The following is a 14456-nucleotide window of genomic DNA, read 5'->3' as shown; positions in this document are numbered from 1 at the left end:
CGCGCAGGGTCGGCCGAGGTGGGGTGGTCGGCGGTGGTGATGACGATGCACCGGCTATCCGCTGGGGCCGGGTATCGGTACCTGCTGCGGCAGGTCGCCACGGGTGACTGCCAACGCACCGGGCCGGCACCGGTGACGGCGTACTACCTGGAGTCGGGCAACCCGCCGGGCCGTTGGCTCGGTCGAGGCCTAGCCGGTCTGGCGGACCCCTCCACCGACCAGCCCGCTCTGCCCGCGGGCGCCGTGGTCGAGGAGGTGGGGATGTCGCGGCTGTTCGCGCACGGGCTCAACCCGCTCACTGGTGTCCCGCTGGGGCGCGCGTACCCCGCTGTGATCTCGCCCGCCGACCGCGTCGCCGCCCAGGTCAAGACCCTACCCGCGGACATGCCACCGCCGGCCCGGCAGGCGGCGGTCGAGGCGATCACCCGGGTGGAGCTGGGCCGGGACACCTCGCCGGTGGTCGCCGGGTTCGACCTGACGTTCACCGCGATGAAGTCCGTCTCGACGCTGTGGGCGGTGGCCGACGAGTCCACCCGGCAGGCTGTCACCGACGCGCACGCCGCGGCGGTCGAGCAGGCGATGGACGTCCTGCAGGACCGCGCCCTGTACACCCGGACCGGGCACGCGGGGTGCCGGCAGGAGCCGACGCTGGGGGCGGTCGCGGTGGCGTTCGACCACTGGGACTCCCGGGCGGGCGACCCGAACCTGCACACCCACCTGGTGCTGGCCAACAAGGTCCAGGGCCGCGACGGTGCGTGGCGGTCGGTGGACTCCCGGGCCCTGCACCACGCGGTCGTCGCGGTCTCCGAGGCCTACAACGGCTTCCTCGTCGATGAGCTGTCCCGGCGACTGCCCGTGGGGTGGAGGTGGCGGTCCCGGGGTGCGCACCGGTCGTTGGCGTTCGAGCTCGACGGGATCAGCGATGAACTGATGACGGCGTTCTCCCAGCGCACCAGCCAGATCGACGAGGCCATGACTACCGCGGTCGCTGGGTTCGCCGCCGGGCACGGGCGGGCGCCGAACCGGATCGAGATCACCCGCCTGCGTCAGCAGGTCACCCGCGCCACCCGACCCGCCAAACGGGTCTCACCGCTGCGCGAGCTGCTCACCAGGTGGCGGCGGCGGGCCACCGATGTCACCGGAATGTCACCGCGCGACCAGACCGCGGCGGTCCTCCGCCACTCGCAGGTCCGACCCGTCCAGATAGGGGCAGTTCCGGGCCTTGTCATCGCCGACCTGGCCGATCAGGTGCTGGCCGGGGTGCGCGAACGACGCTCGACCTGGACCAGGTGGAACGTGTTCTCCGAGGCCGCACGCGTCACACGCGCCCTGATCACCGCGTCCCCGGCCGACCGGCTCGAGCTCCTGGACGCGGTCACCGATGCGGCGTTGGGGCGGTGCATCAGTCTGGAGGCCCCGGCCGTGCTTCAAGCGACCGGCCGGTACGCCCGTCCCGACGGGGGCACGGTGTTCGACCGACCCGACGAGCACACGTTCACCGACACGGTCATCCTCGAAGCCGAGACCCGCCTCCTGGACGCCGCAACCGACCTCACCGCCCCCACTGCTCCCGTGTTCGACCACGCCCTCACGCTCCCCGGCGACGCGGACGGCCGACTGGCGCACGACCAGGTGGAGGCGGTGCGTGCGATCGCTGGGTCGGGCCGGGTGGTCGACCTGCTGGTCGGACCGGCCGGGTCGGGCAAGACCACCACGCTGGCCGCCGTGCGCACGGTCTGGGAGCGGACCTATGGGCACGGGTCCGTGATCGGGCTCGCACCGTCCTCGACCGCTGCAGCCAACCTCGCCGGAGCGTTGGGCATCAGCTGCGAGAACACAGCCAAGTGGCTGCACGAGTCCACCGGCCCGGGCGCCGCCACCCGGGCCGCCGTCATCGACCAGCTGACCACGCTGCGCGAACACACCAACGGGACGAACCTGACCCGGGTGCGGACCATCGACACTGCCCTGGCCGATTACCGCCGCCAGCAGCAGCACTGGAGCCTGCAACCGGACCAGCTGCTCATCGTGGACGAGGCGTCCCTGGCCGGGACCCTCGCCCTGGACGAGCTGACCCGCCAAGCCGCCAGCATGGGGGCCAAGGTGCTGCTCGTCGGCGACCACGCCCAGCTGTCCGCCGTCGACGCCGGCGGCGCGTTCGGACTGCTCGCCACCCGCACCGGCGGGGCCAGGCTGCGCAGCCTGTGGCGCTTCACCCACCCCTGGGAAGCGGCCGCCACCACCGCCTTCCGTGACGGCAACCCCCGCGTCCTCGACACCTACCAGGAGGCGGGGCGGATCCACGCCGGGCCAGGGGAATCGATGCTCGAGGAGGCCTACACCGCCTGGTCCGCCGACGTCACCGCCGGCTGCACCACCGTCCTACTCGCCCCGGACACCGCGACCGTCACCGCCCTAAACACCCGCGCCCACAACGATCGCGTCCAAGACGGACTCGTCGCCCCCGGCGGCCTGACCACCCGCGCTGGGACCACCATCGGGGTCGGCGACCGGATCGTCACCCGCCTCAACGACCGACACCTGAACACCGCCCGCGGGTACGTGCGCAACGGGGACCTGTGGGACGTGCAGCACATCGACCCCGACGGGTCCCTCACCGTCGCCCCCGCACGAACCCGCCTGGCCCGCCGTGGCGTCGTCGGCACCGCCGGCTCGCAGGACAGCGACCCCGTCGTGCTCCCGGCCCAGTACGTCGCCGACCACGTCGAGCTGGCCTACGCCACCACCACGCACCGCGCCCAAGGCATCACCGTCGACCGGGCCCACGTGCTCACCCACGCCGGCATGACCCGAGAGAACCTCTACGTCGCCATGACCCGCGGCCGCGAGGCCAACCACCTCTACGTCGCCACCGACACCCTCGACACCGACTGCGACGCCCTCCCCGACCCGCACGCCGCCCTCGACGCCCACGACATCCTCACTCGCGTCCTGGCCACCACCGGCGCCGAACAGTCCGCCACCGCCACCATCGCCGCCCGGCAAGACCAGGCCGCATCCCTGAGGCGTCTCGAACCGATCGGCCGCACCCTGTACGCGGACGCCGCCCAAGCCCGATGGACCCAGGCCCTCGCCGACCTCGGGATGACGCAACCGACCATCGACCGGCTCACGCGCTCCCCCGATGCCGGACGAGTGTTCACGACGCTCGACGTCCTCGCGAGGCTTGCGCCGGATGCGGACGCGGTCCTCGGCAGCCTCATCACGGCCTTCGAGCCGCGCGCGGATCCGGCGTCCACGCTCCTGTCTGGGGCGCGGGCGTACCTGGACCGGCACCGCGACGAAGCCCAAGACATCTGCGCCGTCCCGGACGCCACCGGGCTCGACCCTGCCGGCAGTGACCTGCTCGCCCAGGTCAACCAGCTCATCGACGAACGGCTACAGGCGCTGACCTCCGCAGCCCTCCAGACCAACCCGCACTGGCTGGACAGGCTCGGGCCCGAACCCGTGAGCCCAGCCGCGCACGCCGCGTGGCTCGCCGAGATCACCACCACCACCGCCCACCACGACCGGCAGCCCGCCGAGACCGCAACCCGCGGTGCGGGCTTCAGCTCAAGAACGCCCGTCTCGCGCTAGGAGGGAATCGTCATGACCCAACCCGACGGCTTCTACCCGCCGCCACGACTGAAGCAGCCACGACAACCACCCGTCGTCTTCGCCTGGTCAGCCCAGACACCAGACGACGAACACCTCTTCCTTGAAAGCCTCGACCTTTGGGTGCTCTGGCTCGTCGACCGCTACCAGCTCGACCACCGCACCGTCCCCGAGTGCTGGCACGAACACCCCGAACTCATCGAGGAGCTCTCCGCGCTGCACCTGTCCTGGAAGGGCTCCTTCGCGACTACCGCCTCGCACGACGCCCCCCTGCTGTGGCACGAGCGGTTCGCTGCCGCCCGAAGTCGCATCGGCGACTGGGTCGCGCGGCTCGGATGCAGACCAGACAGCCACCGGGCACCGCGTGGGTCTGCTGCACGAATAGGTGACACATGATCTGTAGTCCCGGTGGCGCCGCTGGAAGGATGTGCCTGGTGCCAACTCCCTATCCGAAGGAGTTCCGCCGGGACGTCGTGGCGGTCACCCTGCGCGGGCAGGCTCCGCCGAAGGTGATCGCGGCCGACTTCGGGATCGCCGAGTCGTGCCTGCGCAGCTGGTTGCACGCCGCTGCTGTCGAGGACGACAACCGTCCAGGTGTGACGGCCAGTAACTCAGCCGAGGTGCGTGAAGCGCTCCGGCGGATCCGGCTGCCGGAGCAGGAGCATAGCCAACGGTCGGATCGTCACCTGTTCGGCGATGCGCTGATGTCGAGCACGGTCTCCCACGTGGCGAACCAACTGAGTGCGATCACCCACGCAGCGTTCTGCTCGGGGCCGGCATGCGGCCCGTCCCCGGTCATGGACTGGACCAGTCCGGACATCTGCTCGGAAAGCTCTGCGAGCCGTCGGCCGACTTGCGCGGCCTGAGCGGCGTGCAGCGGCGCGCCGACCATGTGGTGGCGACACAACAGCGGGTGCTCGTCGGAGTGGTACGACCGGGGTTGGGCGCACACCGGGCACACCTGTGTGCGCCACAGGGGTTCGGTCTCGCGGATCCACCCGGCGGTCCACTGCAGGCGATTCGAGACATCGGTAAGGGCCGGGATGTTCATTCCCGCGTAGCCGACGGGCGGGTGAGCCTGGTCCGTTCCATGCAAGTCGCTGCAGATGCGACAGCCTTGCGTCGGGGTGATCACGTCCCGGAGGTCCGTGTGCCAGGGGGCATGATGAGCTGTGAGCTTCTCGGCGAGCTCGGCGGCGAGGTCCTTGTACAGGATGGTCAGGTCGAAGGGCTGGTGACCCCCGCGCGCGCCAGCGCCGTGCTCCCAGAGCTCGATCTCCACCGCCGCGTAGCCCCACGCGTGCCTCGGGCACAGGCCGAGGGAGCGTCGCAGGATCGACCGGATGCCGCCGACCATGATGTCGCCATGAACGAACGCCCATAGCTCTCGAACCTCGCCGGGCGTCATCGGCGCTCGACTGATGGGCGCCAGCTGAGGTGCCGGTCCACTCACCTCGGCGAGGGTTCGCGGGTCCACAGACACCATGACTTCCTCCCTTGTTCGGAAGGAGCCATCAGCCGTCGGCAGTTCAGGTGTCGAGGGCACCTCGGCGGGATCCATCGCCGCGGTAACGATAACTCCGCGGCTCCGCCGTGGCGCGTCATGACGAGAGGCCTCAGTCCCCTAGCGGCCTGCTCGCGGGCCGCCCCGTCTCACGCGTCGTGGGCTTGGTCCAGGTCCTCGACGTAGCGACCAGGACCGACGATGCGCCCGTCGGTTCGGCACCCGTAGACCAAGGGCTGAGCGGGGGTGATGCTGCTGTCACCCAGCCGGTCGCTCGCCACATCCTCGAGCACGGCCCGCAAGGCTCGCAGCGAGTCCCCGTGTGCGACGAGGAGCACGTTGCGCCCGGCCCGCAGCGCAGGCTGCACTGCGTCGGTCCAGACCGGACGCACCCTGGCAATGACGTCGCGAAGCGACTCTCCTGCGCGCAACGTCTCCGCGTCGACGAGGTCCGCCGGGGGACTCCACTGCCACGTCGTCGCCTGTTCAGGAGTGGCAGGCGGTGGGCACCCGTCCAGTGCGTAACGCCATTCGAGGTACGAGTCGCGGCCGAACTTCTCCAGGGCGCGGCGCTTGGCCAGACCGGTCAAGCGGCCGAGGCCGCGCGCCCGCAGCCGGGCGTCGATCACCCGGTCGTCCTGTGGCACACCTAGTCCGTCAGCGACCACGCCGGCCGTCTGCAGCGCACGCGCCAACGGCGAGGAGAGCACGAGGTCGATGCCGATGCGGTGTGCGCGGAGCATCTCCCCCGCGTTGCGTGCTTCGGCGAGGCCGACATCGGTCAGGTGCGGGTCGAGCAGGCCTGCGAACACCTGCCCGCCATCGGCCTGGCTCTGCCCGTTGCGCAGCAGCACGAGGGTGCCGGACGGGCGGCGGGTCTGCTCACCCGCCACCCGTCCGGGGTTCGGCCGGCTCGCGGCCGGTCGGTCCGTTCCCGGCGTCACCTGGCCGCCGGAGTGGTCAGCCCGTAACCCATGGCCGCTTCCGCCGCGGCGATCTCCAGCAGCCGGTTGTACTTGGCGACGCGCTCCCCGCGGGCCGGTGCGCCCGTCTTCAGCTGGCCGGTTCCGGTGGCCACTGCCAGGTCGGCGATGAAGGAGTCCGCGGTCTCGCCGGATCGGTGGGAGATCATCTGCGTGTAGCCGGCCTCGCGGCAGATCCGCTGGGCCTCGAGAGTCTCGGTGACGGTGCCGATCTGGTTGAGCTTGATCAGAGCCGAGTTGCCGACCTTGCGGTCGATCGCCTCGCTGATGATCGCCGGGTTCGTGACGAAGATGTCGTCTCCCACCAGCTGCAGCCGGCCACCGAGTCGGGCCGTCAGCTGGTGCCACCCGTCCCAGTCGCCCTCGGCGAGCCCGTCCTCGAGGGACCACACCGGGAAATCGGCGGCGATCTGCTCGTACCGCGCGATCATGTCTGCGCTGCTCAGGGTCTCGCCGGCCACGTGGTAAGCGCCGTCGCGGTAGAACTCGCTCGCGGCGGGGTCCAGCGCGATCGCCACACCGTCCATCCCGGCGGAGTACCCGGCGTCGCGGATGGCCTGCACGATCACGCTCAGCACGTTCTCCGGGCGAGCGATGTTGGGAGCGAACCCGCCCTCGTCTCCCAGCCCCGTGTTCTCGCCGCGGTCGCGCAGCAGCGCCCGCAGCCGCCCGTAGACCGCGGCGCCAGCACGGACCGCCTCGGGGAATGACGGTGCGCCGACCGGCGCGATCATGAACTCCTGGAAGTCCAGGTCGTTCGGCGCGTGCACGCCCCCGTTGAGCACGTTGAAGTGCGGCACGGGCAGCCGTGGCGTGACCCCGCCCGGCTGCAGCGACTGCCACAACGGCTGCTCACCCGCGAACGCCCGCGCGGCCGCCATCGACACGCCCACCAGGGCGTTTGCACCGAGCCGAGCCTTCGTGGGCGTGCCGTCCAGCTCGATCGTCGCCGCATCCAGGTCGGCCAGGCTGTCCCAGCTGCGGCCCACCAGCAGGTCCGCGATCTCCCCGTTCACGTTCGCGACCGCGCGGGTCACGCCCTTGCCGCCGTACCGGGCGGCGTCGCCGTCGCGCAGCTCGACGGCCTCGCGCGTCCCGGTCGAGGCGCCGGACGGCACGCCCGCTACCCAGGATCGTCCGTCGTCGGTTACGAGGGTGACCTGCACCGTCGGGTTGCCCCGCGAGTCAAGGATCTCCAAAGCCGACACTGCCGTGAGCACAACACCCTGACGGGTCATCGTCTGTCCTTCCGCTTCGCGCCGTCGAGACGGACACCGGTGCGGGCTGCCGGAGGACATGAGTCACGGCACGCCCGAAGGGGCATCCCAGGGACCGTTGGCGGCCATGACGACCGCGGTTGAAGGTGAGCCCCACCACCGTGACATCGCCGACACTAACAGTGGTCCTGTGGTCGCATGGCGCCCATGGTCCCTGGTCAGCGTTCGAGGCCACGTCGCGCGCCCCCTAGAATCCGACTACCGGCGATGGATCCCGCCGAGGCCCCCGGGCCTGACCCGCCGACCCCGGCTGATGGTTCCTGTCCTCATGAGACAGGAGCGCCGTGCCCGCGTTCGAACGCCTGATCCTCGTCCGGCCCGGGCCATGCACGTCCGAGGCCGAAGGCGCGCTGCCGGGCCTGCTCAACACCGAGCTCAGCGTCGAGGGTCGCGCGGTAGCCGACGACGTCCGCCATGCGGTGGTCGAGCAGCCCGTGCCCGTGCACGAGGTGCTGTCCTCCCCTCTTGTGCGCGCTGCGGATACGGCTCGAACAATTGCCCGCGAGGCGCTCGGCCAACCGTCGGTGCGGATGGTGTGGGAGCTCTCGGACCAGAACTTGGGTGCCTGGTCTGGCCAACCCGCAACGTCGGTACCGTCGCAGACGGGACTCGACGAGGTGCCACCGCAGATGTCGCCGCACGACCCTCGCTGGGCAGCCATGCGTTATGCCCTGCAGCAGCGGCCCTATCGCCAACGCGCCGAGCCGGAGTCGCTGCGCGACGTTCTGACTCGGGTCCGCGGCTTCTGGTTGCACCACCTGTACCCGCGTCTCGGCGCCGGGGCTGTGGTGATCGTCTCCCACGACGCGGCGCTCAGGGCCCTGAGAGTCATCGTCGAAGGGCTCGACGACGACCGGATGCTCGACGAGTCCCTCGGCCACGGAGACGTCGTGGCCTACGACGTCGGGGGCCCCGGGCGCCCGCGAATCACGCGGCTTCGGTCCGGCGCGCCTGAGGGTGCTAGCGCGCCGGACCTGTGAAAGATCAGCTCACCGCGGCCACGGTGCGGCGGTCGTGCTGGTCGTCACCCACGCCGGATGAGCCGGACGCGCACTCCGGGCAAAGGAGCCGTCGACCGGGTAGCCGGCGGGGAGCCGGGTTCCCCGGAGTGCTCAGCCAGGTTGCCGCGTGCCCGACCACAGCGTGGTCGATGCAGAGGCCAGCACCGCAGGTGGTGCAAACCGCCACTGCGGGCGTGAACTGGCTCCCTCGTGTCATGCACTCGAAGCACTGCATGGTTCGCTCCTCGGTCGCTCGACTCCTCCAGGCGCCCCGTGGCACCTGTTCCTGGCCGATCGGGATCCCGCTCCCGACCAGAGCGACCACCGCATGACGTCACGGCAGCCACCAACCAGGTGGTTGTCCAGGGACCGTTGGCAGCACCGTGCTGCAGTTGAGGCGAGCCCCTCCGCCGTGACGTCACCATGATGCGGTACCGACGCAAGTGCTGCGCCAGTCCGGAGCGCCGTGGTGTAGGTCGGACGTCAGGAGAGCCGACGCCGGACGCGGTCGGCATTGCGGGAGTGCCAGTCGGGAGCTAGCGTGCCGATCGGCGGAGGGGCTCGCCAGCACTTGCGCACCAGGCGCCAACGGTCCCTACCTGATCGACAGGTGGGGAGCCGTCATGACCGCGGTATGGGCTCAAGCAGGCGTGTGGTTGGCGCTAGCGCTGCTGGCTTCGGTGATCTCCGTGTGGCTGCGCCTGGCGACGGCCCTGTCCGAGATCGCCGTGGGCATGGTCGCGCAGCTGCTGATCGGCGCCGCGCTCGGAGCGAGCGCGCTTTCGCGAGACGCGTCTTGGGTCACCTTCTTGTCTGGTACCGGCGCGATCGTGCTGACCTTTCTCGCGGGCGCCGAGCTGGACCCGGCGAGCTTCCGGAGCAACTGGAGGCAGGCGGCTGGGATCGGCTTGGTCAGCTTCGCGGCGCCGTTCCTAGGATGTGCCGCCCTCGCCATCTGGGTGCTCGGTTGGTCACCCCGGGCGGGGTGGTTGGCCGGGATCTCGATGTCGACGACATCCGTCGCGGTGGTGTACGCCGTGATGCTCGAGTTCGGGCTGAACAAGACGTCGTACGGCAAGACCGTTCTGGCGGCCTGCTTCGTAACCGACCTGGCGACCGTGCTGGCGCTGGGGCTGATGTTCTCCCCGTTCACGTGGCGGACAGGAGTGTTCGCCGCGGTCGCCGCCCTCGTCGTCGTCGTGCTCCCTCGGGTGGTCCGGGCCGTGTTCGCGCGCTTCGGAGGGCGACCATCCGAGATCGAGGCCAAGTTCCTTCTGGCCGTCCTGTTCGGGCTGGCGGCCTTGGCAACCTGGGCCGGTAGCGAGTCGGTGCTGCCGGCATACCTCGTCGGGATGGTGTTGGCCGGTGTCGTCGGCCGTGATCACGAGCTGGTCCGACGGCTACGCACATTGACCTTCGGGCTTCTGACGCCGTTCTACTTCCTGCGGGCCGGCTCGCTCGTGTCTCTCCCGGCTCTCGCGGCGGCGCCGATCGCCTTCCTTGCTCTCCTCGGTGCGAAGGTCTTGCTCAAGGTCGTCGGGGTCTACCCGGTGACGCGGGCATTCCGTTCCCCCCGCCGCGAGGGCGCATACACCACTCTGCTGATGTCCACTGGCCTCACCTTCGGAACCATCGCCGCCCTCTTCGGTCTGAACCATCAGATCGTGTCCACGGCGCAATACTCCATCCTCGTTGCGGCGGTGGTGGGTAGTGCCGTGATCCCCACGGTGATCGCGAATGCGTTCTTCCTCCCCCGGCACCTGCTCCCCGACCGCACGGAGGTCACGCGCGACGTCGCCGGCGCGCCTGCCGACCCTGCGGCCTCACCGGAAGTTGACCTCGTCCAGGAGGAACGATGAAGAGGATCCTCGTCGGCTACGACGGCTCGGAAGCCGCCGACGCCGCTCTCGACCTCGCCGCAGACCTTGCACGTCGATACGGAGCCGAGCTCCATGTCCTCGGGGTGACGCACGTCCCGGAGATCGCCGACGACGTCGAGACCGAGGCCCTGCTCGACCGTGCGGAATCGCACACCTCAGCAGTGCTGGAGGGCATCGGCCAGCGATTCACCGACCTTGCACCTGTCGTCGTGACACAGGTCGGGCATCCCGCGGAGCAGATCCTGCGTTACGCCGAGACCAATGGCGTGGACCACATCGTCTTGGGCCACCGCGGCAGGTCACGCCTCGAGCGATGGATGCTGGGCTCGGTCTCCAGACGTGTGGCGACATATGCGCGCTGCACCGTGACCATCACCCGTCCGGACGCGAGCCGGCCGCGCGCTGTCCAGTGACGGAGACCTGAAGTCGGCCGGGCCCGCGTGCCGTCGACCGGTCGACCGGCGCCAGCACTAGAATTAGGGTGGCGATGGATCCCGCCACAGTGCCGAGGCATCGTCCTTGGTGCTACAACCGCCAACCGGCTGATGGTTCCTGCCCGTCCACGTGACGACGGCAGGTGACGCATGCCCGGCGAGTGCACGGTCGTGCTGCTGCGCCACGGGGAGAGCGTCTACAACGCGGCCCAACGCTTCACAGGGCTGGGCCCTGACCCTGGTTCTTGGACACGCTGTATCCAGCACGTGCTGGGGAAGCGAGATGATCCAGGACCATGGCCCGCAAGAACTACTCCGATGAGTTCCGTCGGCAGGCCGTCGACTTGTACGAGTCCACCCCGGGGGCGACGCTGCGTGGCATCGCCGCTGATCTGGGGATCGTGCGGGGCACCTTGAGCAACTGGGTGGACCTGTACGGCACGGGCAAGACGACGGCCCTGGACGGCACGACGACCACCCGCCCGGTCAGTCCCAGGAGCGGCTCGCTGCCGCCGTCGGGGCCCGAGACCTCGGAACAGAAGGTGGCCCGGCTCGAGGCCGAGAACGCCCAGCTGCGGGCGGAGCGGACCAAGCTCGCGACCGAGCGGGAGATCCTGCGCCAGGCGGCGAAGTATTTCGCCGGGGAGACGAACTGGTGAGCCGCTTCCAGTTCGTCGCCGACCACTCCGGCACCTTCGAGGTGAAGCGGCTGTGCGAGCTCGTCGAGATCGAGCGATCCTCCTACTACGCCTGACGGGCCGGGGCACCGGCCAGGGCCGCCCGGGTTGAGGCTGACGCCGAGCTCGCCGAGCGGATCCGCAAGGTCCACGACGAGGACAGAACGGTCGGCGCGCCGCGGGTGACCGCCGAGCTCAACGACGGCGTCGCGCCTGGTCAGCGGGTCAATCACAAGCGGGTCGCCCGGGTGATGCGCGAGCACGCCATCGCCGGGTACCGCCGTCGGCGCAAGGTCCGCACCACGATCCCCGAACCTGCGGACCTGCGGGTCCCTGACCTGCTCAAGCGGGACTTCACCGCCCCGGCCCCGAACCGCCGCTACGTCGGGGACATCACCTACCTGCCGCTCTCCGACGGCACCAACCTGTACCTGGCGACCGTGATCGACTGCTACTCGCGCCGCCTGGTCGGCTGGTCGATCGCGGACCACATGCGCACCGAGCTCGTCGCCGACGCGCTCAAGGCCGCCCACGCGACCCGCGGCAGGCTCGCCGGCGCGGTCTTCCACTCCGACCACGGGTCGGTCTACACCTCCAAGGACTACGCCCGACTCTGCGCCGAGCTGGGGGTGACCCAGTCCATGGGCGCCGTCGGGACCAGCGCAGACAACAGCCTCGCCGAGTCCTTCAACGCCACCCTGAAGAGAGAGGTCCTCCAAGACCACAACGCGTGGCCTGACGAGGCGACCTGCCGCCGCCAGTTGTTCCGATGGCTCGTGCGCTACAACACCCGCCGCCGGCACTCCTGGTGCCGCTACCAGTCGCCTGTCACCTACGAGACCACGTCAGCCGCTATCCTCCCGGCAGCGGCGTAATCCACCACCGTGTCCACGAACCGGGGGTAAGGCCCACTTCTCGATCCGCCGCTCACCCGGCACGGCGTCTGCGGGGCCGGTTCAGCTGCGCAGCAGCTGCGGCGCGCGGGTCTGGAACCAACCGTCATCATCAGCTCCCCGCTCGAACGTGCCATGCGGACCGCTGACCTCGTTCGCACGGCGCTCGGCATCGCCGACGTACCCGTCGTGGGCGCCTGGCAGCTCGCCGAGCGCGACTACGGGACCTTGACGGGGATGGCCAAGCGCCACGTTCTCGAGCGATTCGGTGCGGACGCCTTCACCACGTGGCGCCGGACCGTCGACGGGGCTCCGCCACCGGCGAGCCCACGGCAGATCGCGACCTGGGAGTGCATGCCGCCGCCGGCGGTCGCGGAGCACCTTGAGGTCGGGGCAGGCGAGTCGTCGCGCGAGGTGATCGGGCGGGTACGCCCCTGGTGGGATCAGACCCGCGACCGACTCCCGCCCGGTGCGTGCGCCCTGCTCGTCGCACACGGGAACTCCTTACGAGCGTTGCGGGCGATTCTCGAACGGCTCGACGACGCGACCCTGACGGGCGTGAACATCCCTCCGACGCAGCCGTGGGTCGCGACCCTCGACGGGGCAACACCGACGGCTCCGGTGCACGGCCGCTATCTCGACGTGCCCGCCGCGAAGGCTGGGATCCGCAGGATTGAAGCGGAGGGTGGGACATGAAGGCACGCGCGTGGCGCCGTGGCCGGTTCGCGGTGCGGCGCTTGCACAGTCGGTCGAGCACGTGGCACGAGGTGCTGGCTTCGCTCCTCGGCCTCGGCCTTGTCACGTACGTGGTCGCCGTGGGTGGCCGCTCGTGCCCGTTCGTCGCCAGTGCCGTGTCGCTGGTACTGCTGCCGATCGTGGTCAGCCCTCGTCGGGCGGTCCAACGGCTTCACCGTCGGCTCCAGCAGCTACGACCGCCGGACGTGGACGTTCCCCGATCCGTGGCCGAACCACGATGAGCACCCCGGGCGAGCGGCAAGCTCCACTGGACGATCGGCTCGGCGTGATCGAGCACGTCGCGCACAGGTTCGGCCTCACGGACCTGTCGAACCGCGTCGCTGCCGTGGGGACTCAGACCTCCGACAGCCGCCTCGCGGTTGTCGTCCTCGGAGCCTTCAAGGCAGGCAAGAGCTCACTGCTGAACAGCATCATCGGTGACGATGTGCTGCCCGTACGCGCCATCCCTTCCACCTGCGTCCCCACCGTCCTCCAGTTCGGTGAGCACCTCAGCGCCACGGTTCGGTCGACGTCAGGAGCCGTCTCCTCCGTCTCGCCCTGGGCACTCGCCGACTTCGTGACCGAGGGTGCTAATCCGGACAACATCAAGGGCATCGAAAGAGTCGAGGTCAACGCCCCCGGCCTCGCCGCGTTCCCCAACCTCGTCTTCGTCGACACCCCCGGTCTCAGCTCGGTGCATGAGACCAGCGCAGCCTTGTCGACGCGGTGGCTTCCGCGGGTTGCCGTGGCGGTTGTGGTCGTCAGCGCGGTGCAGCCGCTGTCCGCGGCGGACCGCGATCTCCTGCAGCAGGTTGCGGTCCACACGCCGCACGTTCTGGTGGTTGTCTCCAAGATCGATCTCGTCGCAGAGCCTGAGCGGGCCGACTTGTGTGCCTACGTGCGTCGCGAGGCGCAGGCCGGGGCCGGGTACACCGGGCCGGTGCTCGCCTACTCCACCGCGCCGCCGTACGGCCACCTCAGAGCACGACTCCGTGCCCAGCTTGCGCGGCTGCAGGCGCACGAACGCGAGGTGGCCGCCGCGCTCCTGGCCCACCGGACCGAGCGTCTCGTCCAGGACACCCGCACCTACCTGGCGCTTGCCATCGCGGCCGCTGAGGCAGACGCCGAGTCGGCGACACGCCTGCGAACGGCCCTGGCAGCCGAGCGGGCTCGGCTGCCCGCCACCCGCACACAGGCGCACAGGCTGGTGCGACCGGCTGCACAGCAGCTGCAGGCGGTCCTGGTCGACCAGCTCCAGACCGAGCTCGCCACACTGAGTGCGGAGGTGCTCTGCCGCCTTCCGGACCAGGCTCGCCTCTGGCGCGGCTCTTGTCGACGACGCGTTGAGACTGACCCTCTGACGACGGATTGGGGCTGACCCCTCCGGGACTCTGGAGGGGTGATCGCACTGGAGGATTGGGCGGAGATCCGTCGGCTGCATCGGGCCGAGGGGATGC

Annotated in this window: 10 protein-coding genes, 2 pseudogenes and 2 riboswitches; of the genes and pseudogenes, 8 read left to right on the top strand and 4 right to left on the bottom strand. The window is 70.3% G+C overall.

Going from position 1 to position 14456, the window contains the following annotated elements:
* Positions 1–45: 45 nt before the first annotated feature.
* Both mobF and N0B34_RS06465 read left to right on the top strand, forming a co-directional pair.
* Positions 46–3597, top strand: a complete 3552-nt coding sequence (gene mobF / locus N0B34_RS06470; RefSeq protein WP_263730520.1) for a MobF family relaxase — start codon at positions 46–48, stop codon at positions 3595–3597.
* A gap of 12 nt (positions 3598–3609) precedes the next feature.
* Entirely contained in the window at positions 3610–4011 is a 402-nt protein-coding gene (locus tag N0B34_RS06465; protein WP_263730519.1) for a hypothetical protein, read from the top strand.
* A 286-nt stretch (positions 4012–4297) separates the two neighbouring features.
* Here N0B34_RS06465 and N0B34_RS06460 read toward each other — a convergent pair whose 3' ends face one another.
* The 3 genes from N0B34_RS06460 to eno all read right to left on the bottom strand — a co-directional run bounded on the left by N0B34_RS06460 (position 4298) and on the right by eno (position 7340).
* Positions 4298–5176, bottom strand: a complete 879-nt coding sequence (locus N0B34_RS06460) for a hypothetical protein (RefSeq protein ID WP_263730518.1) — start codon at positions 5174–5176, stop codon at positions 4298–4300.
* Positions 5177–5268: 92 nt separating this feature from the next.
* Positions 5269–6012, bottom strand: a complete 744-nt coding sequence (locus N0B34_RS06455) for a 2,3-bisphosphoglycerate-dependent phosphoglycerate mutase (RefSeq protein ID WP_263730517.1) — start codon at positions 6010–6012, stop codon at positions 5269–5271.
* Between the two features lie 47 nt (positions 6013–6059).
* Positions 6060–7340 (bottom strand): phosphopyruvate hydratase, encoded by a 1281-nt coding sequence (eno, locus tag N0B34_RS06450; RefSeq protein ID WP_263730516.1) that lies wholly within the window; start codon positions 7338–7340, stop codon positions 6060–6062.
* 233 nt (positions 7341–7573) lie between these two features.
* Positions 7574–7649: riboswitch (Fluoride riboswitch) on the top strand.
* A gap of 14 nt (positions 7650–7663) precedes the next feature.
* On the opposite strand from eno, the gene N0B34_RS06445 reads away from it, so the two are divergent.
* On the top strand, positions 7664–8359 hold the full coding sequence (locus tag N0B34_RS06445; RefSeq protein ID WP_263730515.1) for a histidine phosphatase family protein: 696 nt from the start codon (positions 7664–7666) through the stop codon (positions 8357–8359).
* A 4-nt stretch (positions 8360–8363) separates the two neighbouring features.
* Here N0B34_RS06445 and N0B34_RS06440 read toward each other — a convergent pair whose 3' ends face one another.
* Entirely contained in the window at positions 8364–8615 is a 252-nt protein-coding gene (locus N0B34_RS06440; RefSeq protein ID WP_263730514.1) for a DUF2180 family protein, read from the bottom strand.
* Between the two features lie 388 nt (positions 8616–9003).
* Between N0B34_RS06440 and N0B34_RS06435 the strand changes: the two genes are divergently transcribed.
* The 5 genes and pseudogenes from N0B34_RS06435 (at position 9004) to N0B34_RS06415 (ending at position 14377) form a co-directional block, all read left to right on the top strand.
* Positions 9004–10239, top strand: a complete 1236-nt coding sequence (locus N0B34_RS06435) for a cation:proton antiporter (RefSeq protein WP_263730513.1) — start codon at positions 9004–9006, stop codon at positions 10237–10239.
* Positions 10236–10673 carry a universal stress protein gene (locus N0B34_RS06430; RefSeq protein WP_263730512.1) on the top strand — a complete coding sequence of 146 codons (438 nt, stop codon included), beginning with the start codon at positions 10236–10238 and terminating at the stop codon, positions 10671–10673. The genes N0B34_RS06435 and N0B34_RS06430 overlap by 4 nt, the downstream gene beginning before the upstream one ends.
* A 61-nt stretch (positions 10674–10734) precedes the next feature.
* A riboswitch (Fluoride riboswitch) is annotated at positions 10735–10822 on the top strand.
* Positions 10823–10990: 168 nt separating this feature from the next.
* Positions 10991–12246 (top strand): annotated as a pseudogene (locus N0B34_RS06425) (IS3 family transposase).
* A 51-nt stretch (positions 12247–12297) separates the two neighbouring features.
* A pseudogene (locus N0B34_RS06420) lies at positions 12298–12960 on the top strand (2,3-bisphosphoglycerate-dependent phosphoglycerate mutase); the annotation flags it as partial.
* A 277-nt stretch (positions 12961–13237) separates the two neighbouring features.
* Positions 13238–14377: a dynamin family protein gene (locus N0B34_RS06415; RefSeq protein ID WP_263730511.1), complete on the top strand. Its 1140-nt coding sequence runs from the start codon at positions 13238–13240 to the stop codon at positions 14375–14377.
* Positions 14378–14456 lie beyond the last annotated feature (79 nt).

Source organism: Cellulomonas sp. SG140 (assembly GCF_025770785.1).
Classification (GTDB): domain Bacteria; phylum Actinomycetota; class Actinomycetes; order Actinomycetales; family Cellulomonadaceae; genus Cellulomonas.
Note: the sequence above shows the minus strand (reverse complement) of the source record. Positions and strands in the feature narration are given on the sequence as shown.